This is a genomic window from Brevibacterium pigmentatum (assembly GCF_011617465.1).
Classification (GTDB): Bacteria; Actinomycetota; Actinomycetes; order Actinomycetales; family Brevibacteriaceae; genus Brevibacterium; species Brevibacterium pigmentatum.
In genome coordinates, this window is sequence record NZ_CP050153.1 from 748,299 (window position 1) to 775,226 (window position 26,928).

Annotated in this window: 26 protein-coding genes and 3 tRNA genes; 13 read left to right on the forward strand and 16 right to left on the reverse strand. The window is 63.0% G+C overall.

Features of this window, described 5'->3' with window-relative positions; all coding sequences use genetic code 11:
• Positions 1–5 precede the first annotated feature (5 nt).
• Positions 6–1,781 carry an ABC transporter ATP-binding protein gene (locus GUY30_RS03215; RefSeq protein ID WP_228281655.1) on the forward strand — a complete coding sequence of 592 codons (1,776 nt, stop codon included), beginning with the start codon at positions 6–8 and terminating at the stop codon, positions 1,779–1,781.
• 16 nt (positions 1,782–1,797) lie between these two features.
• On the opposite strand, the gene mgtE is transcribed toward GUY30_RS03215, so the two are convergent.
• Positions 1,798–3,165: a magnesium transporter gene (gene mgtE / locus GUY30_RS03220; RefSeq protein ID WP_167194054.1), complete on the reverse strand. Its 1,368-nt coding sequence runs from the start codon at positions 3,163–3,165 to the stop codon at positions 1,798–1,800.
• Between the two features lie 137 nt (positions 3,166–3,302).
• Here mgtE and GUY30_RS03225 point away from each other — a divergent pair, with 137 nt between their 5' ends.
• Complete coding sequence (locus tag GUY30_RS03225; protein ID WP_167194056.1) at positions 3,303–4,013, forward strand: ArsR/SmtB family transcription factor; 711 nt, start codon at positions 3,303–3,305, stop codon at positions 4,011–4,013.
• A gap of 41 nt (positions 4,014–4,054) precedes the next feature.
• Entirely contained in the window at positions 4,055–4,861 is an 807-nt protein-coding gene (locus tag GUY30_RS03230; protein ID WP_167194058.1) for an isocitrate lyase/PEP mutase family protein, read from the forward strand.
• 1 nt (position 4,862) lies between these two features.
• Here the strand turns inward: GUY30_RS03230 and GUY30_RS03235 are convergent, their stop codons facing one another.
• The 7 genes from GUY30_RS03235 to GUY30_RS17740 all read right to left on the reverse strand — a co-directional run bounded on the left by GUY30_RS03235 (position 4,863) and on the right by GUY30_RS17740 (position 12,997).
• Complete coding sequence (locus tag GUY30_RS03235; RefSeq protein ID WP_167194060.1) at positions 4,863–5,225, reverse strand: universal stress protein; 363 nt, start codon at positions 5,223–5,225, stop codon at positions 4,863–4,865.
• A 9-nt stretch (positions 5,226–5,234) separates the two neighbouring features.
• Positions 5,235–6,680, reverse strand: coding sequence for a sugar porter family MFS transporter (locus GUY30_RS03240; protein WP_167194062.1), 1,446 nt, complete (start codon positions 6,678–6,680; stop codon positions 5,235–5,237).
• A gap of 64 nt (positions 6,681–6,744) precedes the next feature.
• Positions 6,745–7,254, reverse strand: a complete 510-nt coding sequence (locus GUY30_RS03245; protein WP_025780602.1) for a hypothetical protein — start codon at positions 7,252–7,254, stop codon at positions 6,745–6,747.
• Between the two features lie 78 nt (positions 7,255–7,332).
• Positions 7,333–8,316, reverse strand: a complete 984-nt coding sequence (locus GUY30_RS03250) for a patatin-like phospholipase family protein (protein WP_167194064.1) — start codon at positions 8,314–8,316, stop codon at positions 7,333–7,335.
• A gap of 76 nt (positions 8,317–8,392) precedes the next feature.
• Complete coding sequence (locus GUY30_RS03255; protein ID WP_062245263.1) at positions 8,393–9,259, reverse strand: SDR family oxidoreductase; 867 nt, start codon at positions 9,257–9,259, stop codon at positions 8,393–8,395.
• A gap of 148 nt (positions 9,260–9,407) precedes the next feature.
• The gene (acs, locus tag GUY30_RS03260; RefSeq protein WP_167194066.1) at positions 9,408–11,357 is read right to left on the reverse strand and encodes an acetate--CoA ligase; all 1,950 of its coding nucleotides are present in this window, start codon (positions 11,355–11,357) and stop codon (positions 9,408–9,410) included.
• A gap of 287 nt (positions 11,358–11,644) precedes the next feature.
• Complete coding sequence (locus tag GUY30_RS17740) at positions 11,645–12,997, reverse strand: tyrosine-type recombinase/integrase (protein WP_208091477.1); 1,353 nt, start codon at positions 12,995–12,997, stop codon at positions 11,645–11,647.
• A gap of 1,288 nt (positions 12,998–14,285) precedes the next feature.
• Here GUY30_RS17740 and GUY30_RS03270 point away from each other — a divergent pair.
• Positions 14,286–14,765, forward strand: coding sequence for a hypothetical protein (locus tag GUY30_RS03270; RefSeq protein WP_167194068.1), 480 nt, complete (start codon positions 14,286–14,288; stop codon positions 14,763–14,765).
• Between the two features lie 96 nt (positions 14,766–14,861).
• Here the strand turns inward: GUY30_RS03270 and GUY30_RS03275 are convergent, their stop codons facing one another.
• The 4 genes from GUY30_RS03275 to GUY30_RS03290 all read right to left on the reverse strand — a co-directional run bounded on the left by GUY30_RS03275 (position 14,862) and on the right by GUY30_RS03290 (position 17,970).
• The gene (locus GUY30_RS03275; RefSeq protein WP_062861018.1) at positions 14,862–15,683 is read right to left on the reverse strand and encodes a hypothetical protein; all 822 of its coding nucleotides are present in this window, start codon (positions 15,681–15,683) and stop codon (positions 14,862–14,864) included.
• A gap of 245 nt (positions 15,684–15,928) precedes the next feature.
• Positions 15,929–16,303 (reverse strand): VOC family protein, encoded by a 375-nt coding sequence (locus GUY30_RS03280; protein WP_092106884.1) that lies wholly within the window; start codon positions 16,301–16,303, stop codon positions 15,929–15,931.
• A gap of 261 nt (positions 16,304–16,564) precedes the next feature.
• Positions 16,565–17,344, reverse strand: coding sequence for a cytochrome c biogenesis CcdA family protein (locus tag GUY30_RS03285; RefSeq protein ID WP_166825317.1), 780 nt, complete (start codon positions 17,342–17,344; stop codon positions 16,565–16,567).
• Positions 17,341–17,970, reverse strand: a complete 630-nt coding sequence (locus GUY30_RS03290; protein ID WP_092106880.1) for a TlpA family protein disulfide reductase — start codon at positions 17,968–17,970, stop codon at positions 17,341–17,343. Before GUY30_RS03290 ends, GUY30_RS03285 begins: the two co-directional genes overlap by 4 nt.
• 293 nt (positions 17,971–18,263) lie before the next feature.
• On the opposite strand from GUY30_RS03290, the gene cmtR reads away from it, so the two are divergent.
• From cmtR to GUY30_RS03325, 7 genes are all read left to right on the forward strand, one after another.
• The gene (gene cmtR, locus GUY30_RS03295) at positions 18,264–18,623 is read left to right on the forward strand and encodes a Cd(II)/Pb(II)-sensing metalloregulatory transcriptional regulator CmtR (RefSeq protein WP_009885367.1); all 360 of its coding nucleotides are present in this window, start codon (positions 18,264–18,266) and stop codon (positions 18,621–18,623) included.
• Positions 18,620–20,536, forward strand: coding sequence for a heavy metal translocating P-type ATPase (locus GUY30_RS03300; RefSeq protein WP_208091478.1), 1,917 nt, complete (start codon positions 18,620–18,622; stop codon positions 20,534–20,536). Before cmtR ends, GUY30_RS03300 begins: the two co-directional genes overlap by 4 nt.
• Positions 20,536–21,135, forward strand: coding sequence for a cadmium resistance transporter (locus GUY30_RS03305; protein WP_009885365.1), 600 nt, complete (start codon positions 20,536–20,538; stop codon positions 21,133–21,135). The genes GUY30_RS03300 and GUY30_RS03305 overlap by 1 nt, the downstream gene beginning before the upstream one ends.
• Positions 21,132–21,656 (forward strand): signal peptidase II, encoded by a 525-nt coding sequence (locus GUY30_RS03310; RefSeq protein ID WP_166825320.1) that lies wholly within the window; start codon positions 21,132–21,134, stop codon positions 21,654–21,656. Before GUY30_RS03305 ends, GUY30_RS03310 begins: the two co-directional genes overlap by 4 nt.
• Before the next feature lie 492 nt (positions 21,657–22,148).
• A complete protein-coding gene (locus GUY30_RS03315; protein WP_092106876.1) occupies positions 22,149–22,769 on the forward strand; it encodes a DsbA family protein in 621 nt (206 codons plus the stop codon).
• Entirely contained in the window at positions 22,750–23,376 is a 627-nt protein-coding gene (locus tag GUY30_RS03320) for a vitamin K epoxide reductase family protein (protein WP_167194070.1), read from the forward strand. Before GUY30_RS03315 ends, GUY30_RS03320 begins: the two co-directional genes overlap by 20 nt.
• 194 nt (positions 23,377–23,570) lie before the next feature.
• Complete coding sequence (locus GUY30_RS03325) at positions 23,571–24,200, forward strand: recombinase family protein (protein ID WP_425546426.1); 630 nt, start codon at positions 23,571–23,573, stop codon at positions 24,198–24,200.
• A 486-nt stretch (positions 24,201–24,686) separates the two neighbouring features.
• On the opposite strand, the gene GUY30_RS03330 is transcribed toward GUY30_RS03325, so the two are convergent.
• The 3 genes from GUY30_RS03330 to GUY30_RS03340 all read right to left on the reverse strand — a co-directional run bounded on the left by GUY30_RS03330 (position 24,687) and on the right by GUY30_RS03340 (position 25,011).
• Positions 24,687–24,759 (reverse strand) — tRNA-Phe (locus tag GUY30_RS03330).
• Positions 24,760–24,827: 68 nt separating this feature from the next.
• Positions 24,828–24,901, reverse strand: a tRNA-Asp gene (locus GUY30_RS03335).
• Between the two features lie 37 nt (positions 24,902–24,938).
• Positions 24,939–25,011: transfer RNA gene (locus GUY30_RS03340), tRNA-Glu, on the reverse strand.
• A gap of 168 nt (positions 25,012–25,179) precedes the next feature.
• On the opposite strand from GUY30_RS03340, the gene GUY30_RS03345 reads away from it, so the two are divergent.
• Positions 25,180–25,527 (forward strand): metallopeptidase family protein, encoded by a 348-nt coding sequence (locus tag GUY30_RS03345; protein WP_167194072.1) that lies wholly within the window; start codon positions 25,180–25,182, stop codon positions 25,525–25,527.
• A gap of 208 nt (positions 25,528–25,735) precedes the next feature.
• Positions 25,736–26,236 carry a Cys-tRNA(Pro) deacylase gene (ybaK, locus tag GUY30_RS03350; RefSeq protein ID WP_167194074.1) on the forward strand — a complete coding sequence of 167 codons (501 nt, stop codon included), beginning with the start codon at positions 25,736–25,738 and terminating at the stop codon, positions 26,234–26,236.
• Here ybaK and GUY30_RS03355 read toward each other — a convergent pair whose 3' ends face one another.
• Positions 26,237–26,848 (reverse strand): YigZ family protein, encoded by a 612-nt coding sequence (locus tag GUY30_RS03355; RefSeq protein ID WP_167194076.1) that lies wholly within the window; start codon positions 26,846–26,848, stop codon positions 26,237–26,239.
• Between the last annotated feature and the right edge of the window lie 80 nt (positions 26,849–26,928).

Below are 26,928 nucleotides of genomic sequence, written 5' to 3' on the forward strand. Positions count from 1 at the left end.
CACCGATGAACACCACCCTGACGATCGCCTCGCGGCGTCGCTCCTTCGCCCACCTGGCCCCGCTGCTGCGCCGCCGAGCCGGCTGGATCGTCCTCCTCGTCGTCGCAGGACTGGCCAATGCCGGTGCCGGTCTCGTCGGGCCGTGGGCGATCGGCCGTCTCGTCGACGAACTCCCCGCCGGAGCCGGCCCAGAACTCGTGTGGACGTGTGCCATCGCCGTCGCGATCGCCGGCATCGTCATGGCCGCCGGCACATGGATCGGCGCCTGGGCACTCGCGCGCATCGCGATGCCCGTCGTCGCCGAACTGCGCACCGAGGTCGTCGACTCCGCCCTGACGCTCGAGTCACAGCGGATCGAACGCACCGGCACCGGCGACCTCGTCTCCCGCGTCGCTGACGACTCGCGAAAGATCGGCGAGGCCGCCGGCCAAGTGCTGCCGCTCGTCGTCGAATCCCTCCTCGTCGTGGTGGTCTCCGCATTCGGCCTGGCCGCCATCGACTGGCGTCTCGGCCTCACCGGGCTCGTCGCAGTGCCGATGTACTGGCTCACCCTGCGCTGGTATCTGCCCAGATCAGAACCCATCTACAAAGAGGAACGCGCGGCTTTCGGCAGGCGTGCCGGGCGCCTGCTCGGCGGACTCACCGGAGGTGCGACCCTGCGCGCCTATCGTGCCGAGGCAGGGGAGATGCGACGCATCGACTCCGCCTCCGCGCATGCCCGCAACCTGTCGATCGACGTCTTCCGATTCGTCACCCGGGCCTTCGGCCGCAACAACCGCGCCGAGGCGGTCGTCCTCTCACTGCTCCTCATCGCCGGCTTCGTCCTCGTCTGGTTCGGCGAGTCCACCGCCGGAGCCGTGACCACAGCGGCCCTGGTCTTCCACCGCCTCTTCAACCCCATCGGCGCCCTCGTCGGACTCTTCGACCAGGTCCAATCGGCCGGCGCCTCCCTGACCCGCATGGTCGGAGTCAGCGACGAAGCCCGAACCGCGTCGAAGTGCTCGACCCAGGCCGCGCCCGCCGCCCCGCGGCTCGTGCTCGAGGACCTGTGGTTCTCCTACGACACGGACCCGGACACGGACAATCATGTGCTGCGCGGGGTGAACCTGAGCATCGCGCCGGGTGAGCACATCGCCGTCGTCGGCACCACCGGTGCCGGGAAGACGACGCTGGCGAAGATCGCCGCGGGACTGTCAGCCCCCGGTCGCGGACGGGCACGTCTCACGGATGGCGGGGCCACCTCGGCGAACGGGGTGGACGTGGGATCGATGGACGAATCCGCGCTGCGCCGGCATATCGCCATGGTCGCGCAGGAGGTGCATACCTTCTCCGGCAGCCTGCGTGACAACATCAGCCTGCCGCGTCCGGACGCGAGCGACGACGATGTGCGGCAGGCTCTGGACGTGGTCGGCGCCGGGTGGGTGACAGCCCTGCCGAACGGCCTCGACACGCAGATCGGGGAGGGCGGGGTCCGCCTGTCCGCGGTCCAGGAACAGACGATCGCGCTCGCCCGCCTGGTGCTGGCCGACCCGGACTTCGCGATCCTCGACGAAGCCACCGCCGAGGCGGGATCGGCTGGAGCCCATGTCCTCGAATCCTCCGCCGAGGCGGCCCTTGCCGGCCGTGGCGCGCTCATCGTCGCGCACCGGCTCAGTCAGGCGGAGAAGGCCGACCGGATCCTCGTCATGGAGCACGGACGCGTCGTCGAGGAAGGCACTCATGCCGAACTCGTCGCCGCCGGCGGACGGTACGCCGAGTTGTGGGAGGCATGGTCGGGCTGAGGCAGCCCGAACCCGATCAGCTCAGGCCGAGCACCGTCGTGGCGATCGTGAAGTAGATGATGAGGCCCGTGGCATCGCAGAATGTCGAGATGAACGGGTTGGAGAACACCGCCGGATCCGCCCCGACCTTCTTCGCGATGATCGGCATCAGACCGCCCACCGTCGCGGCCATCATGCACACCGACAGCAGGGTCAGGCCGATGACCAGTCCGATCGCCCAACCATAGACGAGCCCAGCGATGATGAAGCCCAATGTGCCGAGCACGGTACCGAGCACCGCGCCCACCCGCAGCTCTCTCCAGATCACGCGCCCGAGATCGCGGACCCGTACCTCACCGACGGCCAGGGCACGGGTGACGGTCGTGGCCGCTTGGTTGCCGGTGTTGCCGCCCGTGCCGGTGAGCAGCGGAATGAAGAGGGCGAGGACGACGACCTGATCGAGACGGTTCTCATAGACTTCGAGGACTTGGACGGTGAGGATCGCGGACACGGCGAGGACGAGCAGCCACACGATGCGGCTCTTGACCAGCCGGATGATGGTCGAGGACAGGTAGGAGCGATCCAGCGGCTCCGTACCGGAACCGCGGGCGAGGTCCTCCGCGTCCTCCTCGTCGACGATGTCGAGGACGTCATCCATGGTGAGGATGCCGACGAGCCGTTCCTCCTCATCGGTCACCGGCATCGCAATGAGCCGGTGGGAGAGGAACTCACGCGAGGCCACCTCACGGTCGGTCAGCGCATGGGTGCTCAGCGAATCACGCACCATGTCTTCGATGATCGTGTCCTCATCGGCGGCCAGCAGGTTGCGCAGCGACACCACTCCCCGCAGCACCCTGCCGGGACCGACGACGGGCAGCAGGTAGACGGTCTCGGGTCCGTCGATGCGGGCGCGGACGACCTCCATCGCCTGGGCCGCCGTCCAATCCTCGTGGATGCCGAGCACCTCCGGAGACATGTACCGACCGATCGCGGACTTCGGGTAGCCCAGCACCGCCGAGGTCATCTCTCGTTCGTCCGGGGTCAACCCCTTCATCAGGCGGCTGGCTACGCTCGCGGGCAGTTCGCCGAACAGTTCGGCGCGATCATCGGGGTCGAGGCCCTCGACGATATCGGCGACCTCGGGTTCGCGGAGATTGCCGATGAGTTCGGCCTGGTAGGCCGGAGGCAGGTCCTCGAAGACGTCGAGCGCCTCCTCCTTCGTCAGCACGCGGAAGAGCATCGCCGACTGCAGCGGGGTCGAGGTATGGACGAGGCGAGCGATCTCGGCGCGCGGGACCTGCCGGGCGAGACCGGCGATCTCGTCGAGAGTACCGGGATCGATCCTGCCGGTGAGTGCGGATTCGAGTCGGTCGGCCGCCTCGGTGCCCTCTGTCGTATCGGCCACGCATGCCCCCTCACCTCGGACGGAAACTCCCGCAGTCAAGCCTAGGCCATCGCCGAGGCGGTGCCGGGCTCGCCCCGACAGCGCGCAGCCGCGACATTTCGGGCAGCACCGAAACAACACAGCCATACGATGGTGGCATGACGAGGAGATTCCCGGAGTCCGCACCGACCATCGCCGCTCTGGCGTCGGCCATCGCCGACCCGAGGCGCGTGATGATCTGTGCCAGCCTCCTCGACGGTCGTGCCTGGACGCTCACCGAGCTCTCCCGTGCCCTGTCGATTCCGATGTCGTCACTGTCCGAACACGTCAACGTCCTCATCGACCACGATATTCTCGCCGAGCGACGGGAGGGGCGACACCGCTATGTCCAGATCGCCTCGACCGACGCAGCCGACTGGTTGGAGCACACCGGAGCTCTGGCCGGCGGATCGATGACCGCAGCACCGACGTTGGCTGCGAAGACCCGTGACCGTCAGCTCATCGAAGCCCGCACCTGCTACCGACACATCGCGGGCCGGTTCGGAACTCAGCTCTTCTCCGCACTGATGCAGCGAGAATGGATCGATCCGTCACTCACCATCAGCGAATCCGGGAGGGCCGGGCTCGCCGAGGCATTCGGACTCGATGTCGGACGACCGACGACCTCGTCGCGACCCCTTGTGCGCCGGTGCCTCGATTGGACGGAGCGCCGCTCCCACCTCGGCGGTCGCCTCGGCGATGACATCTGCCGCACCTTCTTCGACCGCGGGTGGATTCTGCGACGCCCGCACTCGCGAGCCCTGACGATCACTGCGGACGGACGCGACCGCCTCGACTGGGTGCTCAGCGCACAGCGAGATCATCTCTGACCGCCAGCGAACAATCCGCCATCGACCAAAGGAGACCGACGATGACTGCACTCACCGGCACCGCGAAAGCCTTCCGCGAACTGCACGTCCCCGGCGACCCGTTCATCCTGCCCTGCGCCTGGGACGTGGCCAGTGCACGGCTCTTCGCCGAGGCGGGGCACCCGGCCGTCGGCTCCACGAGTCTGGGCGTCGCCGCGGCCATCGGCGCCGCCGATGAGGATCGGGAAACCCTCACCGCAACCGCGAGTCTCGCCGCAGCCCTGCGCCGGACGCTGCCGGACCTGCCGCTGACCTGCGACTTCGAAGACGGCTATGGAGACGGCCCCGGATCCGTCGTCGACTCCGTGCATGAGACATTCGCCGCCGACCCCGCGGCCGGGCTCATCGTCGACGGCATCAACATCCAGGACTCGCGACAGGGCCGGATGAGCGACGCCTCGGCGCTGGCAGCGAAGGTGACGGCGATCAAGGAGGCGTTCCCCGCATTGTTCGTCAATGCGCGGATCGACACGTTCTGGATCGGCCAGGACAACCTCGGCGAGGTCACCAGCCGCATCGACGCCTATGCCGATGCGGGTGCCGACGGGATCTTCGTCCCCGGCAACCTCGACCTCGAGACGATCGAGACGATCACCGCACGCAGCCGGGTTCCGGTGAATGTGCTGGCCAGCGCGCGGTATTCGCGGTCCAGCCTCGCCGAGGCGGGAGTGGCCCGGATCAGCACCGGATCGCTGCTCTATCGCGCGGCGATGTCGGAGGCGCTGAGTTCACTGCAGATCCTCGCCGGCGACCGCCCTGCGCAGACGGCGAACGTGCTGTCGTACCGGGCGTTCACCGAACTGGGCTGAGTCAGCGTCCGTCCTGCCGGACGGTGAGCACGGGGACGGGGGAGCGCAGGATGAGGCGCTGCGCGACCGACCCGAGGATCACCTTGCCAACGCGCGACCGGGCACGGACACCGAGGACGAGCCGGTCGACTTCCGGGTGATCGTCCAGTTCGTCGATGACGGCGGTGACCGGGTCGCGATCCCCGCGCCCGGACCGGTTGATGACGGTGACCTCAAGCCCGGAGGGGATCTCGTCGGCGACGAAATCGTGGAGGGTGAGGTTGATGAGCAGCAGCCCGGTGCCGAGGTTCTGCGCCTCGGCGATGGCCGATTCGAGTGCCTGACGGCCTTCGGGACTGTCGGTGACGGCGACGGCGACTGACATGGAGGCTCCTTATCTGCGTCCGTACTCGGCTTTGAACTCGCGTTCGAACTCCGCGAGGTCCTTGTCCTTCGTCTCCGGCAGCATCAGCGCCAGGAAGACGAAGGCGATCACGGCGATGCCGGCGAACATGCCGAAGGTCGCCGTCATGCCCATGGCCTCGATGAGCGGCGGGAAGAACTGCGCGACGATAGCGTTCATGATCCACAGCACGAACACGCAGATGCCCATCGCGAAGCTCCGGATCTTCATCGGGAAGATCTCGGAGAGCATCAGCCACGTCAGCGGGCCGACCGTTCCCTGCATGGAGAAGACGAAGAGGACGAGGAAGGCGAGCACCGTCCAGGCCTGTGCCGGTCCGGGCGGAACGATGACCGCGGTCAGCGCAATGAGTGTGTGGAAGACTGCGATGAGGGCGTAGCCGGTGAGGAACATGACCCGGCGCGGCTGCTTGTTGAGCAGGTACATGCCCAAGGTGATGCCGGCCAGCGAGAAGACGCCGTTGGCGATGTTGCCGATGATTGCGACACCGGAATCCAGGCCCGCGCTCGTGAGCAGCTGAGTGCCGTAGTACATGACCGAGTTGATTCCGGTCAGCTGCTGGAAGAAGCCGAGTCCGGCGCCGATGAGGACCAGACGCAGCACCCACCGAGTGCCGAGGTCGGAGAGTCCGCCTGTGGCTTCCTTCGCATCCTCGGCGGCGAGGTGGGTGACCTCGGCGATCTCGGCCTCGGCGCGTTCGGGGGAGCGGACCTGCTTGAGCACGGCCAGTGCTTCCTCGGCGCGTCCCTGCGAGATCAGCCAGCGCGGGCTCTCGGGCTGGAAGATCATGCCCACGAGGAGGGCGATCGCAGGTGCCAGGGCCACGAGCAGCATCCAGCGCCAGATCGAGTCGATGTGTCCGAAGAAGTTGAAGATCGCGGCGTTGATGATGAAGGCGGCGAGCTGTCCGCCGACGATCATCACCTCGTTGCGGGTGACGTAGCTGCCGCGCTTCTCCGACGGAGCAATCTCACCGAGGTAGACCGGCACTGTCGCGGAGGCGCCGCCGACGGCGAGTCCGAGGACGAAGCGGGCGCCGATGAGGAACGCGGCAGCGGGCGCGAGCACACAGCCGAGAGTGCCGAGGATGAAGACTCCGGCCAGGGCCAGGATCGTCTTGCGCCTGCCCCAGGCGTCGGCGACGCGGCCGCCGAACACGGCGCCGAAGGCAGCACCGACCATGAGGGAGGCGACGACGAGGCCTTCGCTCAGCGCGGTCAGGCCGAAGTCCTCGCTCAGAGGCTCGAGGGCTCCGTTGACGACTCCGGTGTCATAGCCGAAGAGCAGACCGCCGAAGGTGGCGACCGTGGCGATGACACCGAGGCGATGGACGGGGCGACCTGTGCCGACGTGGGGGAGTTCGAAGTTCGTGCTCGCGGTGGACGTCGATTGACGACGCGGGGATCCGGGTGGCATGGGAGACTCCGTTCCCCTTCAGTCCTCACACATGGGAGCCTGCCACGGACGGAGGGGGTGGAGCTCAGTCCTCCTGATATGAGTCATCGATGACTTCGGGCATGCCGTCGATGACCGAGACCTGCTCGGTCCCGTCATCGGCCAGGGCATCGACATCGAGGTCATCCCCGTCGAGCTCGGCGACCTCGAAGTCGTCATCGCCGTCGGAGACCATCTCGTCGCCGACGCGGTTTCCCTGTTCCGCTGCGGGCGACTGATCGGTGTTGAACTCGTCCGAGAGGTCGGGGGCCTCGTTCTCGTCTTCCCAGCCGGCGTCGTCGACGAGCACATCGTCGGCGCCTTCGATGCCGGTCCCTTCGGGCCCCTCCGCACCGGGTTCGACGGGGGCTTCGCCGGGTTCGTCATCGATGTCTGAATCGATGTCGGAGTCGGCGTCGACCTGGTCGGCCTCGGCCTCGGCGGCGCTGAGTTCGGGATCATCCAACTCATCGGCCGTCGGTTCGTCGAGCTCGGGATCATCGAGGATGGGGTCGTCTTCCAGCCGGTCTGCTGCATCCGCGTCGAACTCGCTCATGATCTCTCCTTCACTCGCAATCAGGGTCGGACCCTCATTCTGACACGTCGTTCGGTCGCAGGCCATGGGGGGTCAGGATCATTTCGGGTCAAAACGGTCCGTCCACTCCTGCCAGTCCCACTGGGCCAGAAACTTCTCTCCGGCCATTCGGCCCGACGAGATGAGGTCGAGCTTGTCATCGTCAGTGAGAGCGAAGTCCGTGCTGCTATGGCCGGTCGTGTCGACGAACACCGTCCGCTCGGTCACCGAGGGGTCATCGATGTGTCGCCGGTCGTGCGCATTGAGCATCGTCGACACCAGGGACTTCGCGTACTGGAAGGTTGTCGCGTTGGGCCGCCATTCGGCGGCCGCTGTCTGCCGGGCGGAGAGCATGACACCGAAGGTCGGCCACCGTGCAGGCTTTGCGTCTTTGCGGTCGAAGACGTCGACGGGGAAGTTCGAGAGCAGTCCGCCGTCGGCGCCGAGCACGGAGTCTCCACCGGCGATGTCCGGCCGGGCAGGCAGGGCTCGCGGACGGAAGAAGAACGGACTGGCCGCTGAGGCGCACACCGCCTCGGCGACGGACTGGCTGTCCGCATCGACACCGAGGGCCTCTTCGTAGTCCCAGGGCAGGCGGAGCATGCGGCCGCGGGAGACATCGGAGACGATGACGACGAGCCGATATGACCGCTCAGGTGGGATCGCGCTGCCCGGATCGTCGAGTTTGAGGTCACCCCACGTGCGCACCCCCTGATCGGCCAATGCCGAGGCGAGGAAGTCATGGAGCGCCTCTCCCACATACATTCCCTTGTGCAGCAGCAGTCCCTGTACTCGCCCCAGCCAGGGGACGAGGTGGAAGACAGGAGGAAGGTCCTCGAACTCGGTGAAATCCTGTTCGAGGACCTTCTGCTCAAGCGTCTGCGGGGCGATCCCCGCCGCGGTCAGCGCACCGACGATGGCTCCGGCCGAGGTGCCGGCGATCCGGTGGAAGTCGTAGCCTGCGTCGGCGAGGGACTCGACCGCGCCGACCAGGCCCGGCAGCTTCGCCCCTCCGCCTTCGAGGACGAGATCGGTCATCGCCATGCCAACTCCTTCCCGTGGTTCCCTGATTCCATTGTGGACCCGGAACGCGGGAGAGGCAGGGACACCAGAGCCTGAGTCAGACTCCTGCCGGCTGGCGCCTGCGTGCCGCACGACGGCTGCGGGGGCTGTCGCCGCCGGTTCGGCCGGTGAAGTGGTCCATGGTCTGGTTGACGCCGAGGAAGTCCATCACTGCGTCGAACGCGCGGGTCGGCAGGAGGCGGACACCCGGAACCAGGCGCACGAGTGAGGGCATGACCAGCTGCTCACGACCGGATTCGATCGAGTCGATGACCTGAGTGGACACGTTGTTCTCTTCGAGGATCGGCAGCAGGCGGGGGAACTTCGTCTGGACGCCGGCGAACATCCCCGTGTTGATGTAGAACGGGCAGACGACGAGGGTGTTGACTCGGCTGCCTTCTGCGCGCAGCTCGCCCCGCAGGGATTCGGTGAAGCCGACGGCGGCCCACTTGCTCGCCGAGTAGTCGGTCTGCTTGGCCACACCGGTCAGACCCGCTGCGCTGGCGATATTGACGATCGAACCGTGGTTGCGTTCCCGGATGCCGGGCAGGAACGCCTTCGTCGTCCAGTACAGGGCCATGGTGTTGACGTCGAAGGTACGTCGGATCGCGGCCTCGTCGGCGTCGAGGAGCTTTTTTCCGGTGACGACGCCGGCGCAGTTGACGAGGATGTCGATGTCGCCGACGTCCTGCGCGGTGGAGGCGACCTGGGCGGAATCTCCGACATTGACGGAGAAGGTGCGGGCGCGAACTCCCTTGGCTTCGATCTCCTGACGGACAGCCTCGCCGGTCTCGGCCGAGAGGTCCCAGATGATGACTTCGGCGGCTCCGCGGTCAGCGGCTTCGAGGGCCATGAGCCGTCCGATTCCGCTGCCGGCTCCCGTGATGAGGATGCGGCTTCCGGCGATCTTCGTTCCACGCGTCATGTCTATGCGTCCTTGCAGTTAGGCTTCAGTGCGGTCTGTCTCGTACAGAACCCGCCCTTGCGGGTCCCACGAGATGTTACTCAACAGTACATCAGTGTGTCGTGGGTCACGCAAGGGCGGGTTCGAAAATCGCCCGTCGGCCGGGGGATCAGCTCTCCTTCATGCCCTTCTGGATGAGGTCCATCACCGAGGAGTCCGCGAGAGTCGTGACATCGCCGACCTCGCGGTTCTCGGCCACGTCCTTGAGCAGCCGCCGCATGATCTTGCCCGACCGGGTCTTCGGCAGATCGGGCACGATCATGATCGAGCGCGGAGTCGCGATCGGACCGATCGAGGAGCGCACATGAGACCGCAGATCGTTCACGACATCGTCCCCGCCGTCGTCTGCACTCTCCCTCAGGATGACGAATGCCTCGATCGCCTGGCCGGTCATCTCGTCTTTCGCGCCGACCACGGCCGCCTCGGCGACCTTCGGATGAGCGACGAGGGCGGATTCGATCTCCGCGGTCGACATCCGGTGCCCGGAGACGTTGAGGACGTCGTCGACACGGCCGAGGACCCAGAAATCGCCGTCGCGGTCGATCTTCGCACCGTCCCCGGCGAAGTACACCTCCGGGTACTGCGACCAGTAGGTCTTCTTGAACCGCTCCTCATCGCCCCACAGGGTGCGCAACATCGACGGCCATGGTTCCTTGACGACGAGGTATCCGCCGTTTCCGGGTTCGACCGAATTGCCCTCGTCGTCGAAGACGTCGGCGACGATCCCGGGCAGCGGGCGCATCGCCGAGCCCGGCTTCGTCTCGGTCACGCCCGGCAGGGGGCTGATGAGGATGCTGCCGTTCTCCGTCTGCCACCAGGTGTCGACGACGGGGCAGCGGTTGCCGCCGATGTGCTCGCGGTACCACATCCATGCTTCGGGGTTGATCGGTTCGCCGACGCTGCCGAGCAGGCGCAGGCTGGACAGGTCGTACTGAGCGGGGATGTCGCGGCCCCATTTCATGAACGACCGGATGGCCGTGGGTGCGCAGTAGAGGATGGAGACCTTGTACTTCTGCACGATCTCCCACCACCGGCCTCGGTGCGGGGTGTCCGGTGTTCCCTCATAGAGCACCGAGGTGGCCCCATTGGCCAGGGGACCGTAGACGATGTACGAATGGCCGGTCACCCAGCCGATGTCCGCGGCCGTCCAAAAGACGTCCTTGTCCGGTTTGATGTCGAAGACCGCCCAGTGGGTGAAGGAGGTCCCGACGAGGTAGCCGCCCGTGGTGTGCATGATGCCCTTGGGCTTTCCGGTCGTGCCCGAGGAGTACATGATGTAGAGCGGATGCTCGGAATCGAAGGCCTCCGGAGTGTGGATCTCCGGCTGTCGATCGACGACCTCGTGCCACCACAGATCACGGTCGTCATTCCAGTCCACGTCCTGGCCGGTGCGGCGGACGACGAGGACGTTGCGCACCTCGGGGCAGTCCTCCATCGCCTCGTCGACGACGGATTTGAGGGCCGAGGGCTTGCCCTTGCGATAGCCGCCGTCGGCGGTGATGATGAACTCGACTCCGCAGTCCTTGACGCGGTCGGCGATCGCCGAGGCGGAGAAGCCGCCGAAGATGACGGTGTGCGGGGCGCCGAGGCGGGCGCAGGCGAGCATGGCGAACACCGTCTCCGGGATCATCGGCATGTAGATCGCGACGCGGTCGCCGGTCTTGACTCCGAGTTCGGTGAGCGCATTCGCGGCCTTCGAGACCTCGCGCAGAAGATCGGAGTACGTGATGGTGCGGGTGTCTCCGGATTCGCCTTCGAAGTAGTAGGCCACGCGATCGCCGAGGCCGTTCTCGACATGGCGATCGACGCAGTTGTATGCGGCATTGAGCCGTCCGCCCACGAACCACTTCGCAAAGGGCCTGTCCGACCAGTCGAGGACCGTGTCGAAGGGAGTCTCCCAGCTGATGCGCTGTGCCTGTTCCTCCCAATAGCCGATGCGGTCGGCGGCCGCCTTCTCGTATTCGACAGCTTGGGCATTGGCTGCGGCGGCGAAGTCCGCTGGGGGTGGGAAAGACCTGTCCTCGTGGCTGAGTTCCTGAATCGTCGGATTGTTCGTCATCGTGCTCTCCTTTCACCCTGCACCACCACGACGTGGGCGGGTCATCGAACTCACTTTCAACCTACTCCAGTTGATTCGGATTTCAAGAGGTGCCCGCAGATGCGAAGAAGCCCCGCTTCCCAGTCCAGGACTGGGAAGCGGGGCTTCCGTGTAGTGGCTCCGACCGGCGTCGATCCGGTGACCTTTCGATTTTCAGTTTAGATGTATTCGTAGGTAGTCGAAGGGATGAGTAACGCAAAACATCCAAAAAACATCCATTGCTAAAAGAATGGGATGTGCGCCTCTTGTCACTCGGGCATTGAGAGGGCGTTCGCCATCGCCGTGGCGACCGCTGCCTGTTCGCTCGGGAACAGACCCGCGTAGGTATCGAGGGTGACCTTCGCTGAGGAGTGCCCCAGCATGGCTTGGACCGCCTTCACCGATGCCCCAGAACGGATCGCAACAGACGCCGCCGTATGGCGCATGTCATGCGGGGTCGGCGTCGGGAAGTCGATGTCACCCTCCCGAAGGTCAACGATCTTCACGGTCTCACCCAGAACGGAGAGCGCGGCATCGAACTGCTGCTCACCGATCCCAGCAACACCGAAGCTCGAAATCTTCTGCGCCCGCTCGACTGCAGCGGCAGTCTTTGGCCCAAACCACGCGCGCGGACCCTTGTGCTCCTTCACACCAAGATTCCCCTGGAGCCTGGCAACGGCAGTCGAAGCCGCCTTCGCCGCCTTCCCAAACTTGCGATCCGCCCAGTTATCCCTGTTGATCGGGCGCCCTGTCAGCGTCGTAAAGAGGAGATCATCGGGCATCAATGCTGACGCTCGATCAGCGAGGAGAGTCAGGACGTTGCCGGCGACCATGACGGTCCGCTCCTCATGAGACTTCGTTCGGGCGATATAAAGCTTGCCGCGATCCATTGCGTAGGCGCGGTGGACACGTATCTCTCCGGTGTCGGGGTCGAGATCACCGGCAGTCAATGCCGCGACCTCTCCAAAGCGAAGTCCGGTAGTTGCCATTGTCAGTATGATGTTGCGGGTAGTCTCGTCCGGCGCGTGCGCTGCGAGACGCCACACCTGCCGATTGTCGAGGTAGATGTGCTGCTTCTTCTTCCGAACCTTCGCACGCGGGGCCGGCGCCCCGGATCGAGTCTTGGCCGGATTATCAGAGATGTATTCCTGGTCCTGACACCACGCGAGGAGACGGGCGAGCTGGGCGTCCGCCGCGCCGCGCTGACGCGGCGACGGCTCCATGCCGTTGGCCGAAACCATTGTCATCCGCCAGTCGTCCACCGTCTCCCGGTCGAGCTTCGCTAACGGAATCTCGCCGAGCGTCGACGCGATCCACTGAGCGTGGATCGACTCATAGCCTGACCTCGTTGACGGGGAGATCCCGTCGTTAGATCTCCCGCCATGGATCGAAAGGTACTTCATCCACTTCTCGAAGGCATCATTGACTATTGTCCGCTCGGACCTCTTACTGGCCCGCACGCCGCCGAGGTTCAGCTTGATCTTGGCTTCAAACTCAAGAGCTTCCCGCTTAGTCGGGAAGCGTTCATACCGGCGCCTCCCGGAGGAGTCGCGGTAGTTGATCTCATGAACTTTGCCGCTCCTCGGTGCGCGGCCAATCTTGCGCAGGTCCACATATGCCATGCGAACATCCTAGCAATCGAAAGGTCAGGCGTTGGGAGCGCACAATTCCTGCGAGGCAAGTTCCAAGCATCCCGTGGACCTAGCTCAGGCGAGACCTTTATCGCCTACCCCGGATGAAGTTGCGGTATGAAGTGATAGCTCATTCCGCTCGGGCTCCATGAGCCGACAATTAACAACGAGACGAAGAAGGGCGCTATTAATAGATATACGAGGCCAGGGGAATGGTCCTGCGAAGGGGCGTTTCCCCGCCTGGAATCTAGGCAAGCGAGGATCCATGAAAGGGGCGCCGAATTAAATGACCGCATCATCGCCATCTAGAAGGCGAGGTCGCCCAGCTGGGACCGCCAAGCAGTCGCAGCCGTGCGACGAATGCCAACGAGAGGCTGGTCGTCGGTACCGCGTCGGCGAACTCCGCGTGTGCTCGACCTGCAAATCTCGGCACGATCGCCGATCCAAGAATATCTGCGATGTCCCCGGGTGCTCAGGCACAGTCAGGCTTGGGAAGAATCGGGACAAGAGTTACTGCCGGTCCCACGAGGACCGGTATCTTACCGACAACTCAAAAGGGACTGCCTCGGCACTGGCGTACCTCAGGCAAGCAATCATCGACCTCGGAAATGGCTGCTGGGAATACGTCGGGGCAGACAATCGCGATCACGGTACCGACCGACCGCAGGTTTGGTGTGACGGCCTTCGGTGGTACGTTGCTCGGTTCCTGTACGTCCGATTCTTCGGTCCCCACAAGGGTGGGCTCGAACTGCATCACCTATGCGGACGCGGTACGTGCGTCAACCCTGCGCACCTCCGACCCATAGGGCCGGTTACCAACAAGGGCATTGAATCGAAGGCGTGGAAGTGGGCATGGCAACGGACCGTGACGAAGTGGCGCATCGCCCACGAGCCACGAATCCCATCCGACCCGGAGCGGGCCGTCGAATTCTCCGAGTTCACGGCAGGTATCCCAGTTCACTCGATCCTTCGCCGGGATCGGACCGGAACATCCGGTCCACCCACCTTTACTCTCGCCCAGCTTCTCAAATCTGGACGAGCACGGATGCGCCTCTTGCCCTGATGGCAGTGGTCTCGTCCTGCTGAAATCCTCATGCGGTCGGTGGGCTTCTCAGGGATCCGTGCAGAGCCAACGGCCTCCACCCGGTTGTCGGCCTCCGCGATGAAGTCCCACACGAATCGACTGAAGGGTAAGGACACTTGTGGTTGGCCTTTACGGCAGGTAGCGTAGCCGAGAGCACTACAACGAGTAGAGAATAGCGAGAGGACATCTGCGCTTATGGACGGTAATAGTAATCACCGTCAAGTTAATGACCGAAGGCGAAATCTTTGGAGTTTCTTACGCGCCAAGTATTTAATTCTATTGGTTGCCTACGCGGTGAGCGTGGTAGTTGCGGCGCTGGTGTTCGCTCCGTGGGCGCCAATTATGGCGTGGTTCGGTTTCATATACATAGTGGCCGCTTGTCTCGCCCTCACCGGGCTTGCCTTTCTCGTTGCTCGAAAGACCGCAGTCGAAGGCATATGGAAGTCAATGCTCTGGTTGACTGCGGCTAGTCTTGCCGCGCTGATCCTGACGGTCATATATGCGGCGACAATTGTGCCCCTATATAGCGGAACTCGAATCGATTTGGTGATCGAGACTCAACTTTTCCATTCAGTATTCTCGACGTTAGCGATACTTGTTGTTGGCATTTTCTGGCACGCTTGGCAATGGTATAAAGCGTTTAGAGAAAGTCGTGTGTCCGGCTTGGCTGCGTGAACTGTGAACTTCTGAAGTGGGAGTATCCGGTTCTGCTATGTACCACCGGTACTGTTGCACCGGGGGCGGGAGGGGTCCCGCCCATGTTGTTATGACCTACTCCACTTGAAAGCCAGCCTGCTCCTGCCAGTCTTCTAGCGCGGTCAGGCCGACCATTGCGGCAGTCATGGTCTTCGCGATGATCATTCCGACGTCGGCCTCCCTTCGCACTTCAAGGCTATTAGGGTCATCGTTGCTGGATAGCGGATCGGAAAATCGATGCTGCCAGCCGCCGCCGTGGCAATCTGCCGAGTGAGTTCGCCACTGTGCCCTCAGTGTTTCTCCAAGCTGTTCTGCGTCGTCGTTAGCGAAGAATCTATGTGCAGGAAGCGCCAATGCCAGTTCTCGGAACACCCGAGTTAAGGAAATGGGGTTGCCGCCTAGCTGGCGAGAGAGCGCCGACCGCCGTCTCTCTAGATCGTCAAGCTCGCTCTGCCGGACTCGTCGGTCGTCTTGAAAGATATGTTGCATAGACGCGATATCAGTCTTGCTATCCAGTTCGTCGTTCGTCATTGTCAAAGCAACACTATGAACGCGTCTCAAGCGCTCATCGCGGCCGTCGGCCCCGAGGATCCAGGCCGCTTGGCATGCCCCAATGAGGGCGGGGCGGTGCGCAAAGCCGAATGCTGTCGAACGGCTGAGTACTTCACTGCCCAGCCAGAGTGCAGCGAAAGCTTGCAGTCCCTCTACGCAAAGTGACATTGACTTCCATATGACTGCACTCGCTAGGCCCTCAAGCTGAGTTAGCTGATCATCTTCACTCAGGCTGGTCCCCGGCGCAGCCTCGCGAGGCTGGGCGACTGCTGCTGCAATTCGGTCCGTCACCTGCCAGATTTGCCTGAGCGCTGCGGCGTCTTCACCGTCCACTTCGATCACCATGCACCAAGATTAAGCGCAAGTCCAGCATTTCACCAGCACTCCGAGTCCAGCAAAGTACACCTCAGTTAGACACATGCGAGGCAACCGCGATCCGCTAAATCTAGCGTGTGAGCTTCAGCGATAATTGGCGGTGTTCTGTCAACACTTCGTGGCGGTACTGAGTTCACGATTTCCGCATTCTTTTATGGACTACCCGACAAGAATTGAATGTCGAGCTCCCTCCCGCGCTGCGCGACTAGCCCGCATCAATCGTGAAAGTCTTCAGGCTCCCTTGGGATGCGCCTGGCCATGAGACAGAATTTATTGCCTTCCGGATCCGCGAGGACGTACCAGCTACCTGACGGCACTACGTCAGTTGGCTTCGCACCTAGAGACAAGAGCCTCTCGAGCTCGTCTTCTTGACTCCGGTCGGTAGGACACAGATCGAGATGCAGAGTTCCATCCGCGAAAGTATCGTCCGAGCGCTCGAAGAGAATCGCCGGGGCATTCGACGCTCCGGAGATCGCGACTCCAGTTTCGTCCTTGGCTGAAACCTCGTATCCGAGCGCTTCGCACCAGAATCGGCTCAGCCGATCTGGGTCTTGGGCCTTGACAACGAGGTCCCCAACTCGACTCGTCATGGGCCCACCCTACTTCCGACCTAAGGCAACAATGCGGCACTAACTCGCGTGTATCCCAGAATGACTTACAAAGCCCGAGGTGTCGCGACTCTGAGACAGTTTTCTGCGAGACGAGTTGTCGAGACAATTCCAAGACCGCAATTTCGAGCCTTCATGATGGTGCCGGTCCTTCGATTCGACCGTCTTATAAAATTAAAGGTTTTCGAGAGATATCTGCGCTCACTCTTCAGACTTGAATCCATGTGTCAGTGAACGGTCATTTCAGACCACGGTGGAAAATCCACCGATAAGCCCCTGCAGTCCGTTGACCCATTGAGTCCATACTCCAGTGATCAGCAGTATTCCGATTCCGATGAGAACGGCCCCTCCCGCACGGGTAATTGCTGCATGATGATCTTTGACCCACCTCATGCGACCGCCGCCTCTGATGAGTAGCAAAGAGACAAGCAGGAAGGGAATGCCAAGACCCAGGCAATAACTGAGGGTCAATATGGTCCCGCGAAGCAAGGCACCGGATCCTGTCGGCCCGAAACTGGTCGTCAAAGCAAGTACTGCCGCTAATGTCGGCCCCATGCACGGGGCCCAGCTGAACGCGAACGTTCCGCCGAGAAGCGGTGCTCCCCACAATCCCGCCTGAGGGCGGCTCTTGATACGCCACTCCCGCTGGAGGAGACTCAATCCGCCCATGAAGATGATCCCTGCCACGATGACGATCGCACCCATGATGCGATTGATCACGTCCGCCCAGGCGCTGAGAAGTATCCCTGTGAGAGAAAAGACGAGTCCAATTGAGACGAAGACTGCCGAAAAGCCGAGCATGAACAAGAACACACCAATGACCACGCGGAATGTCTTCTGATCTTCGAGTGACTTCCCGGCAAGTCCAGTGACATAGCCAAGATAGCCAGGCACCAGTGGTAACACGCATGGCGACAGGAACGAGATGATCCCGGCGATCACAGCAATCGGGATTGCCAGCAGCATCGGGCCCGAGCTTGCTATCTGTGAGAACTGTTCACCGATCGTTGCCACAGCGATCACGTGTCTTTGGCAAGTACGTCAGTGATGAGGCCATCAAGAGTCGAGCGATCGACGATCCCGACGACACGAGCAGCAGGACGGCCCTTGGAATCGAGAATCACCGTCGACGGTACGGCCTGCGGTGGAAGAAGACCGCTCAAGGCCGCCACTGCCCGCCCTTCTTTGTCGAGCATGGAGGGGTAGGTGATGCCGAATTGTCGAGCAAATGCGTTTGCCGCAGCAGCTTCATCTCGGACATTGATTCCCAGGAAGGCCACTCCCTCCTCGCTAAACGATTCGTAGCTTTCCTGAAGGTCTGGTGCCTCTTCTCGACACGGTGGGCACGCTGCGTACCACAAGTTCAATACCACTGGGCTACCCTGCCATTCTTGTAGGTCGAAGGCATCCCCGTTCGTCGTGTTTCCGGCCAGCTGCACGGGTGTTGAGCGTTGCGATTCGGGAATCTGCGTGATCACTCCCGTGCCCGCCACGTACCCCTGATCATTTGATCCGGAAGTGTCCTCGACGCCTTTGTCGGCGGGAGCGCATCCGGTGATCGCACCCAGCGTGACCGCGAGCAAAGCGCTCCCGTAGGCCAGGCGGGAAAAGGATCGAAGTCGCGATCGCTGCGCATAGGTGTTTTGCACGTTGGCTCCTTGGGCAGTATGAATTCTTAAGATAATTCTACAATTCGTAGAATTCAGACTCGAATCACATGGCCTGCCAGCGGGGATATGGATCACAGCTGTCTAAGCTCACCGCCGAGCAGGCAGGAGGGTGATGGCCATTCCTTATTGGGCATATCCGCTTCCGCGCCGCAGCGCTTACCGTTGAGCCTCTTTGTGTACCACTGTGGGTCAAAAACGGCTTCACGGTATCGGTGATCAAGCATGCGACTCTAGATTACACATAGGTCAGCTGGCACTGTATAGTTCAGTACATGCTGACTATTGCTTCACGCCTCGACGTCATGAACCGGCTCGGCCGGGCTATGGCGGATCCGACGCGCTCCAAGATTCTGATGACGCTGCTCGACGCTCCGAGTTACCCGGCTGTGCTCTCTCGAGAGTTGGAATTGACGCGTTCGAACGTGTCGAACCATCTGACCTGCCTGCGCGATTGCGGGATCGTGGTCGCTGAGCCGGAGGGCCGACAGACGCGATACGAGATCGCCGATCCGCACCTCGCTGCTGCGCTCGTCGCGCTGGTGGACGTGACGCTGGCCGTGGATGAGCACGCGCCGTGCGTGGATTCGGCGTGCATAGTGCCGGGGTGCTGCGGAGCGGGGGCCGACGCGTGAGCGCGGCGTGCGGCTGCGAGCACGAGCCTGCTGCCACGGCGGGAGAGGAAATCGAAGAAGTAGAGAGACCCTGGTGGAAGGATCGCGGAATCATGGTGCCGGTGTTCTCCGGCGTTGCGTTCCTGACCGGGCTGATCTTCGATTGGTCCGCCCTCGAGATCCTGGGGCTTGTGCTGTTCTGGATCGGTCTGTTGCTGGGCGCGTCGACGTTCACTCCGGGAGCGATCCGGAAGCTTTTCAAGGGCAAGCTCGGTATCGGGCTGTTGATGTCGATCAGTGCGATCGGCGCTGTCATCCTCGGGTATGTCGAGGAGGCTGCGGCTCTGGCGTTCCTGTATTCGATCGCTGAGGCGCTGGAGGATAAGGCGATGGACCGCGCCCGGGGCGGGTTGCGGGCGTTGCTGAAGCTCGTGCCGGAGACGGCGATCGTGTTGCGCGACGGCGTCTCCGTCGAGGTCCCCGCGAAGGAGCTGGTTGCCGGGCAAATCTTGCTCGTCCGCCCAGGCGAGCGGATCGCGACCGATGGGATCGTCCGCTCGGGGCGCTCCAGCCTGGATACGTCGGCGATCACTGGGGAGTCGATTCCGGTCGAGGTCGATCCGGGTGATGAGGTGTCGGCGGGCGCGATCAACAGCTCGGGCGCGCTGGAGGTCGAGACGACTGCGGCGGGCACCGATAACTCGCTGACCACGATCGTCGAGCTGGTGGAGCAGGCACAGACGGAGAAGGGCGAGCGTGCTCGTCTCGCGGACAGGATCGCCCGTCCACTGGTGCCCGGCGTTCTGATCCTCGCTGCGGTGGTCGCGATCCTTGGGTCGCTGTTGAGTGACCCGGATGTGTGGATCACGCGTGCGCTCGTCGTGCTGGTCGCCGCCTCTCCATGTGCGTTGGCGATCTCGGTGCCGTTGACGGTCGTCGCCGCGATCGGTGCGGCGAGCAAGTTCGGCGTGATCATCAAGTCCGGTGCCGTCTTCGAGCGCTTCGGCACGATCCGGCACGTCGCCGTCGACAAGACCGGCACCCTGACCCGCAACGAGCCCGCGGTCACCGCCGTCCTGACCGTGGACGGCGTTGCTGAGACGCAGGCGCTGGCCTGGGCGGCGGCGCTGGAGCAGCACAGCACGCATCCCCTCGCGGCAGCGATCACGGCATCTGCACCCGGTGTGCCCGCAGCTGCGAACGTGACCGAGCAGACCGGATACGGCGTCGAAGGCATTGTCGACGGCGCTCGTATCACCGTCGGCAGCCCCCGCTGGCTCGACGCCGGCGAGCTCGGTGGCCAGGTCTCAACCCTGGAAGAGCAAGGCATGACCGTCGTGATCGTCCACCGCGACGGCTTCCCGGACGCGGCGGTTGGTGTCCGTGATGAGCTGCGCCCTGAAGTCTCCGAGGTCGTCGGCACGCTCGCGGATCAGGGCATTGGGATGACGATGCTCACCGGAGACAACGCCCGGACCGCTGGTGCGCTGGCTGGCCAGGCGGGCATCAATGACGTGCGCGCGGAGCTGCGTCCCGAGGACAAGTCTGCTGCGATCGGTGATCTGTCGAAGGTGGGGTCAGTCGCGATGATCGGAGACGGCATCAACGACGCCCCGGCTCTCGCGGCCGCGGATATTGGCATCGCGATGGGAGCTACCGGCTCCGACGCAGCGATCGAGTCCGCCGACGTCGCCTTCACCGGCCACGACCTCCGCCTGATCCCGCGTGCGTTCGATCACGCCCGCCGTGGTCGGCGGATCATTAATCAGAACATCATTCTGTCGCTGCTGATTATCGCCGTACTGCTCCCTCTGGCCCTGTTTGGGGTCCTGGGGCTCGCCACTGTCGTCCTGGTCCATGAGGTCGCGGAGGTCGTCGTGATCCTCAACGGTCTGCGTGCTGCCCGCACCCGCAGATCACGATTGGAGAGCTGATGCTCACGACCATCGGATCAGCGATCGGACTGTTCGCTGCGACCAACATTGACGACATCGTCGTGCTCACAGTGCTGTTCCTCGCCTCTCGCCGAGGCCAGCTTCGTCCATGGCAGATCGTCGTGGGCCAGTACCTCGGGTTCATCACCCTCGTCGTGATCAGCGTGGTCGCTGCGCTCGGTCTCACGATCATCCCGGATGAGTGGGTGGGATTCCTCGGCTTGATCCCGCTCGGCATCGGTATCTGGGCCCTCGTGCGCGGCTTGCGCCGCAACGGCGATGACGATGACAAGATCGCCGCGGTCGGGCTGTGGGGCGTCGCCGGGATCACGATCGCCAACGGGGCCGACAATATCTCGCTCTACACGCCCATTTTCCGCACCAGCTCGCCCGGCGACGTCACGATCATGATCGTCGTATTCCTGATACTCGTCGCCGTGTGGTGCGCGGCCGGACGCCTAATCGGAACTCACAAGGCCGTCACCGAAACGCTCGAACGCGTCGAGCACTGGCTCGTCCCGGTCGTGTTCATCGGACTGGGCCTGTTCATCCTGGTCGAGTCCGGCGTCATCATCCGCCTCATCGAGGCCCTCGCATGACCCCGGACGCGACCTCCGACATTGAGCCGGCGTCGGTAGAGCCGCCGCAGAGGGGGCGCTGGCGGCTCACCGCAGCGTCGCTCCTGCTGGCCCTGGTCGTCGTCCTAATCGATCAGGGAACGAAAGCGTGGGCCCAGGCCACGCTCATCGAGGGTGAGCGAATCCCGCTGGTCGGTGACCTGCTGGGCTTGCAGCTCGCCTACAATCCCGGCGCGGCGTTCTCCTTCGGCGAGGGGTTCACCTGGGTGTTTGCTCTGGTGGCCGTGGCCGTCGCCATTGCCGCGCTTGTCTTCGCGTTTCGTGTCCGACGGCCCGGGTGGGCGGTGGGGATCGGTGCGCTCGGCGGGGCCGCCGCCTCGCACGCCGGAGACAGACTCTTCCGCCAACCAGGATTCGCGCAGGGGCACGTCGCGGACTTCCTCGCCTACGGCAACTGGTTCATCGGCAACATCGCTGACATCGTGATCGTCATAGTAGCGGTTGCAGGAACGCTCTTCATGATCCGCGACGACCAGAATTGAAATGATGACCAATCGAGATCAGGCTGCAGTATCTCGACGGCCGCTCGTACTGGGAGGTGCTCGACCGCAGGATCGCCGAAGCACTGTACGTGCGCACCAACGCGAGCAACTGAGCATCGAGAGTTCCGGCAGGCGGATCAGCATTTACAGTGAAGTCAGCCGCGGTCGAATTTACAATCACAATCGTGAGAACGATGCCCTAAGCCTGGATCCAGCCAAGACTGGGCGACCGGTAGTGACTGGATATGTCTTTTGGGTTCTGGATAGCATCATGATGCCTTCCGTTCTCCATCGCTGTTCTCAATATTGTGGCTTCCAGACTGGTGCATGAGATTGCAAGGGCGGTTGTCATTGTCATTGAGCGCAGATCCGTTTACACGAACCGCAGTTTTTCCACCCATCCGATGTGAGTGATGCCAGCATGATGCCATCCTCGAAGACCTACGTGAAAGTGAGCGACCGTTGAGCCGCAGCGTGAAAATCTCGCTAGCAATGATCGGCGTCGCCGCCCTCGTCCTCGCCGGTCTGCTGGTGTTCAATGACGACAGCAACGAACCACAATCGGACACCGCACCCACCAGTGCAGACACCGCCGACTTACTGGTCCGCGATGACAGCCCCCGCTTGTCTAAGGGTGGCGAAGCCGTGTTCGTGGAGTTCCTTGATTTCGAGTGCGAAGGCTGCCTGTCTCTTTACCCGGTCATCGAGGACCTGCGAAAGGAATACGGGGACCGTGTCACATTCGTCGTGCGTCATATGCCCTTACATAACAACTCCGTCAACGCAGCCCTGGCCGCCGAGGCGGCTGCTGAACAGGGCGAGTTCGAGGCGATGTATCAACGTTTGTTCGAAACGGTAGACGAATGGGGCCACCAGGAGACATCACAACGCGAGAAGTTCTCTGGTTACGCTAAGGAACTCGGCCTGGACATGGACCAGTTCACCGCAGCCTATGATGATCCGGCCACTCTCGAGCGCGTTGAGCAGAGCCAGAAGGACGGGCAGGCCCTCGGAGTCACCGGCACGCCAACGTTCTTCCTCGACGGCGAGAAGCTCCAACCCGAAAGCGTCACTGACCTGGAGGAAGCTTTCGATGCTGCCCTCCAAGACTGAGACCGGCAACGAGACGGAGACACAAGAAACCCCGGTCACGTCGTCCCGTGGCCTGGCAGCGTTATTCGTCGTAGGCGGGCTCATCGGGTTGATAGCGGCTGTGGTGTTGCTGGTGGAGAAGATGACACTGGCCGCCAATCCGGACTATATCCCCAGCTGCAACGCCAACCCAGTTCTCTCCTGTGGCTCGGTAATGGCGACTCCGCAAGCCGCGGCATTTGGTGTTCCCAACCCGATCATCGGCGTCGCAGGTTTCGCCATCGTCGCGGCTATCGGCGTAGGTCTTTTCGCTGGAGGGCGATACACCGCCTGGTACTGGGCCACCATTCAGATCGGTGTCACGTTCGCGGTCATCTTCGTGCACTGGTTGATCTATCAGAGCCTCTACGTCATCGGGGCACTATGTCCCTACTGCATGGCAGTGTGGGCAGTGACGATCCCCATCTTTTGGTACACCTCTACCCGAAACCTCAGATCACTGAGCAAGGGACAAAAGTGGATCAACCTGCTCCACGAATACCGTGGAGCGATCCTGACTGGCTGGTTCCTCCTCATCATCGTTTTGATCGCCAACCGCTTCTGGGACTACTGGTCCACTCTCGTGTGATCCTCAACGCGATGAGTCGTCACCGCTCTAGGTAGTCTCGACGACCACGATATGGACCGGAAGAGACTCGCCTATTAATCCTTCTCGACTTGAGCCGCCATCTCAGTCTGTAAAACAACCGCCATTCATCGCTGAAGCTCACAATCTAGCGTCTAACGACAGTCGAAATTGGTTTCTTGACACACTGTCCAACCATGTCTAGAGTTCAGTTAGACGCAGACGGCAGGAGGTCGTCGCTCAAAACAAAGGGAATCAAAATGACCAAGGGCCAGACACTCGCCTACGTTCGTGTTTCGACGGCAGAGCAGAACGAAGCACGGCAGCTCGAAGCGCTCGCCGCCGCCGGAGACCACGACAAACTCTACGTCGAGAAAGTCTCAGCCAAAGATCGCGACCGCCCCCAGCTCAAAGCCATGATGGATCACGCACGCGAAGGCGACGTTGTTCGTGTGAAGTCGATTGACCGGCTCGCACGTTCGACGCGAGACCTGCTCGCTATCGTCCAAGAACTCAACGACAAAGGCGTGAGCGTCGAATTCCTCGACACTCCCGAAATGAACATTAACTCAGCCCAGGGGAAGTTCATGCTCGCGGTTATGGGTGCGTTCGCAGAACTCGAACGCGAAACTATCAAGGAAAGGCAGGCCGAAGGGATCGCCGCCGCGAAAGCACGCGGAGCATACGCCCACCGCCCAAAGAAGCTCACGGATGAACAGGTCGCGGAAGCCGCTCAGATGCGGCAGGACGGCGTTAGTGTCGCCGACCTCGCCCGAGGCCTCGGTGTTAGCCGACAGACGCTCTACACCGCCCTCAAGAGCGCATGAGGTGTATCTTCGCCGACCCGGCCCCGGCAATGAAGCCGGGGCCGTTGTTGAATCTAGATTGAGTCAGGTTTCAGTCAGAGACAGTGGCGTAGATGCGTCCGCACTTCACGCACGTCCAAACGCGCTCACCAACTAGGCTCTGCTCTCGCGGACGGATCAGCTTCACCGATCCTCCACACTTACATATATTTGGGACTTCAGTCACTCTCGCTCACCTCCTCGTGGTTGTGCTCTGCAATCTATGGCGAGGTACGGGAAATTTGCCAGGGTCAACACGCTGGCCGTAGAGAAGGGATCGGAGTTGCTGCCCTGCGAAGCGTCGCGCCCCGGCCCGGAGGCGCATCCAAAAACATCCAAAAAACATCCACGAGTTTGAGCAAGAGACTCGAAGCATCCACGCGCACAAACCAGCAGCGGTGTCAAATGCAAAAGCGAAAAGGCCCCGCTTCCCCAGTGTTTAACTGGGAAGGCGAGGCCTTCGTGTTGTGGCTCCGACCGGCGTCGATCCGGTGACCTTTCGATTTTCAGTCGAACGCTCTACCAACTGAGCTACAGAGCCGAGCCCCCGACATACATAAGTATGTCGAGAGAAACAAAGGCTCTTCCGAAGAAGAGCCTTATGCTCCGCGACCCTGACGGGACTCGAACCCGCGACCTCCGCCGTGACAGGGCGGCGCGCTAACCAACTGCGCCACAGGGCCTTGCTGTTGTGATGGAAGACCTTACGATCTTACACCGTACCCCCAACGGGATTCGAACCCGTGTCGCCGCCGTGAAAGGGCGGTGTCCTAGGCCTCTAGACGATGGGGGCCCAGGTTGTCCTCGGATTCCCCGTGGGCAACGACGTTAAGCTTATCCCACCCGATTCGCGGAATGCAAAACGAAACAGAGTGTCCTCGGTCACACGCCGAAAACGGTGGTTTCGGACGCTCCGCAGGGCCGCCTCGGCGAGGGGATCGAAGTCGCTAGAGTGGGAGGCATGGAGGCCCTGAGTGATGAGGAGTTCGACGCGATCCTCGGCGAAGCCCTGGATCTGCTGCCTGCCGGGGTGACCGAACAGCTGGACAATGTCGCACTGTTCGTCGAGGACCGGCCGGAGAACGGTGATCGACACCTGCTCGGCCTCTATGACGGCACGCCGATCGGGGAGCGGGGGATCGCGGGGTTCGAGATGCCCGACAATATCTTCATCTATCGTGACAACCTCATCGACTTCGCCGAGGACAGGGACCACCTGCGCGAGGAGATCGTCATCACCATCGTCCACGAGATCGCGCATTTCTATGGTCTCGACGACGACCGGCTCCACGAGCTCGGTTGGGGCTGAGCGCCCCCCGTCAGAACCGGTCAGCGGGCCTACCGGCGAGTCACTTGAGGTCATGGGAATTGGCGTCCGCGAGCCTACTTCGCCTATTGTGGGCGGGTACCTATCAGCACCGATACAACATTCCGTCCGTATCGACGCGGGGACACGAAGTCGTGAACACTGCGCCTTCGAGCCCCGCCGACCTGCGGGCAGGAGGCACTACCCCCTTATGACAGTTGCATCCAAGACTTCCAGCGCGGCGACCCCGGCCGTGCGAGTGCTCAACCTGGCAGGCATCGACTACAGCCTGCGCAGCTTCGAACACGATCCCGCCACTCGGCGCTACGGCTCGGAGGCCGCCGACAAGCTCGGCGTCAGCTCCGATCAGGTGTTCAAGACCCTGATGATCCAGGTCGACGGCACACCCGTGACCGCGCTCGTTCCCGTCTCCGGTCAGCTCGACCTCAAGGCTCTGGCCTCCGCACGCGGAGCGAAGAAGGCCCAGCTGTCGGGTGTGGCCGAGACCGAACGCCGCACCGGCTACCCCGTCGGGGGAGTCTCGCCGTTCGGGCAGCGCCATGCCGTGCCGGTCGTCGTCGACCGCACCGCGCTCGATCACTCCGCCGTGTTCGTCTCGGCGGGCCGTCGCGGTCTCGAGATCGAGATCCGCCCCGAGGATCTCGTCATGCTCACGAACGCGCAGGTCGCGAAGATCGCCGCGCTCGACTGATCACACCCACTCGACCTCACCGACCTCGGGCTCTGCCCGACCGGCGGTGAGGTCGGCGTACATCGCCACGGCATCGGCCACCTCGGCGAGGGGAACCAGGACGTCGAGTCCGACCTCACCGCCGTACTCGGCCCGCGTCGTCCAGCCCCGATTCCCGGCCGCCCGCTCCAGGGCGTTGGCTTGGGCATAGTCGACGGCTGCTGACACCGGGACGCGTTCACGACGGGTGACGATCCGGGCCTTATCGACCGCCGCCGAGGTGGCCTGACCGTAAGCGCGCACGAGTCCTCCAGCGCCCAGCAGGGTGCCGCCGAAGTACCGAGTGACGACGGCGACGACGAAGGTCAGATCGTGGCCGGTGACGACATCGAGGATCGGAGCGCCCGCCGTGCCGGCCGGTTCCCCGTCATCGCTGAAGCGCTGAGTGCGCGAATCCACATCGAGGACGAACGCCGAACAATGGTGGCGGGCCTTCGGATGCTCGGCGCGTGCCTCGGCGATGACGGCCCTGGCCTCGGCCTCATCGGCGGCGGGGGAGAGGCGGGTGAGGAAGCGGGATCTCTTGATCTCGATCTCGGCCTCGACGGGGCTGACGATGGTCCGGTAAGACATGCTCGTCACTGTAGTCGAATGTGTTCTACGATGACCCCACGGGCGCGGATTCCGCGCTCATCCCCGGTACTTCAGTGAAA

Excerpts from the sequence above, each read along its gene's own strand:
- GUY30_RS03215 (WP_228281655.1), top strand. The coding sequence starts at position 6 with ATGAACACCACCCTGACGATCGCCTCGCGGCGTCGCTCCTTCGCCCAC.
- GUY30_RS03225 (WP_167194056.1), top strand. The coding sequence starts at position 3,303 with ATGACGAGGAGATTCCCGGAGTCCGCACCGACCATCGCCGCTCTGGCG.
- GUY30_RS03230 (WP_167194058.1), top strand. The coding sequence starts at position 4,055 with ATGACTGCACTCACCGGCACCGCGAAAGCCTTCCGCGAACTGCACGTC.
- GUY30_RS03235 (WP_167194060.1), bottom strand. The coding sequence starts at position 5,225 with ATGTCAGTCGCCGTCGCCGTCACCGACAGTCCCGAAGGCCGTCAGGCA.
- GUY30_RS03240 (WP_167194062.1), bottom strand. The coding sequence starts at position 6,680 with ATGCCACCCGGATCCCCGCGTCGTCAATCGACGTCCACCGCGAGCACG.
- GUY30_RS03245 (WP_025780602.1), bottom strand. The coding sequence starts at position 7,254 with ATGAGCGAGTTCGACGCGGATGCAGCAGACCGGCTGGAAGACGACCCC.
- GUY30_RS03250 (WP_167194064.1), bottom strand. The coding sequence starts at position 8,316 with ATGGCGATGACCGATCTCGTCCTCGAAGGCGGAGGGGCGAAGCTGCCG.
- GUY30_RS03255 (WP_062245263.1), bottom strand. The coding sequence starts at position 9,259 with ATGACGCGTGGAACGAAGATCGCCGGAAGCCGCATCCTCATCACGGGA.
- acs (WP_167194066.1), bottom strand. The coding sequence starts at position 11,357 with ATGACGAACAATCCGACGATTCAGGAACTCAGCCACGAGGACAGGTCT.
- GUY30_RS17740 (WP_208091477.1), bottom strand. The coding sequence starts at position 12,997 with ATGGCATATGTGGACCTGCGCAAGATTGGCCGCGCACCGAGGAGCGGC.
- GUY30_RS03270 (WP_167194068.1), top strand. The coding sequence starts at position 14,286 with ATGGACGGTAATAGTAATCACCGTCAAGTTAATGACCGAAGGCGAAAT.
- GUY30_RS03275 (WP_062861018.1), bottom strand. The coding sequence starts at position 15,683 with ATGGTGATCGAAGTGGACGGTGAAGACGCCGCAGCGCTCAGGCAAATC.
- GUY30_RS03280 (WP_092106884.1), bottom strand. The coding sequence starts at position 16,303 with ATGACGAGTCGAGTTGGGGACCTCGTTGTCAAGGCCCAAGACCCAGAT.
- cmtR (WP_009885367.1), top strand. The coding sequence starts at position 18,264 with ATGCTGACTATTGCTTCACGCCTCGACGTCATGAACCGGCTCGGCCGG.
- GUY30_RS03305 (WP_009885365.1), top strand. The coding sequence starts at position 20,536 with ATGCTCACGACCATCGGATCAGCGATCGGACTGTTCGCTGCGACCAAC.
- GUY30_RS03310 (WP_166825320.1), top strand. The coding sequence starts at position 21,132 with ATGACCCCGGACGCGACCTCCGACATTGAGCCGGCGTCGGTAGAGCCG.
- GUY30_RS03315 (WP_092106876.1), top strand. The coding sequence starts at position 22,149 with ATGATCGGCGTCGCCGCCCTCGTCCTCGCCGGTCTGCTGGTGTTCAAT.
- GUY30_RS03320 (WP_167194070.1), top strand. The coding sequence starts at position 22,750 with ATGCTGCCCTCCAAGACTGAGACCGGCAACGAGACGGAGACACAAGAA.
- GUY30_RS03325 (WP_425546426.1), top strand. The coding sequence starts at position 23,571 with ATGTCTAGAGTTCAGTTAGACGCAGACGGCAGGAGGTCGTCGCTCAAA.
- GUY30_RS03345 (WP_167194072.1), top strand. The coding sequence starts at position 25,180 with ATGGAGGCCCTGAGTGATGAGGAGTTCGACGCGATCCTCGGCGAAGCC.
- ybaK (WP_167194074.1), top strand. The coding sequence starts at position 25,736 with ATGACAGTTGCATCCAAGACTTCCAGCGCGGCGACCCCGGCCGTGCGA.
- GUY30_RS03355 (WP_167194076.1), bottom strand. The coding sequence starts at position 26,848 with ATGTCTTACCGGACCATCGTCAGCCCCGTCGAGGCCGAGATCGAGATC.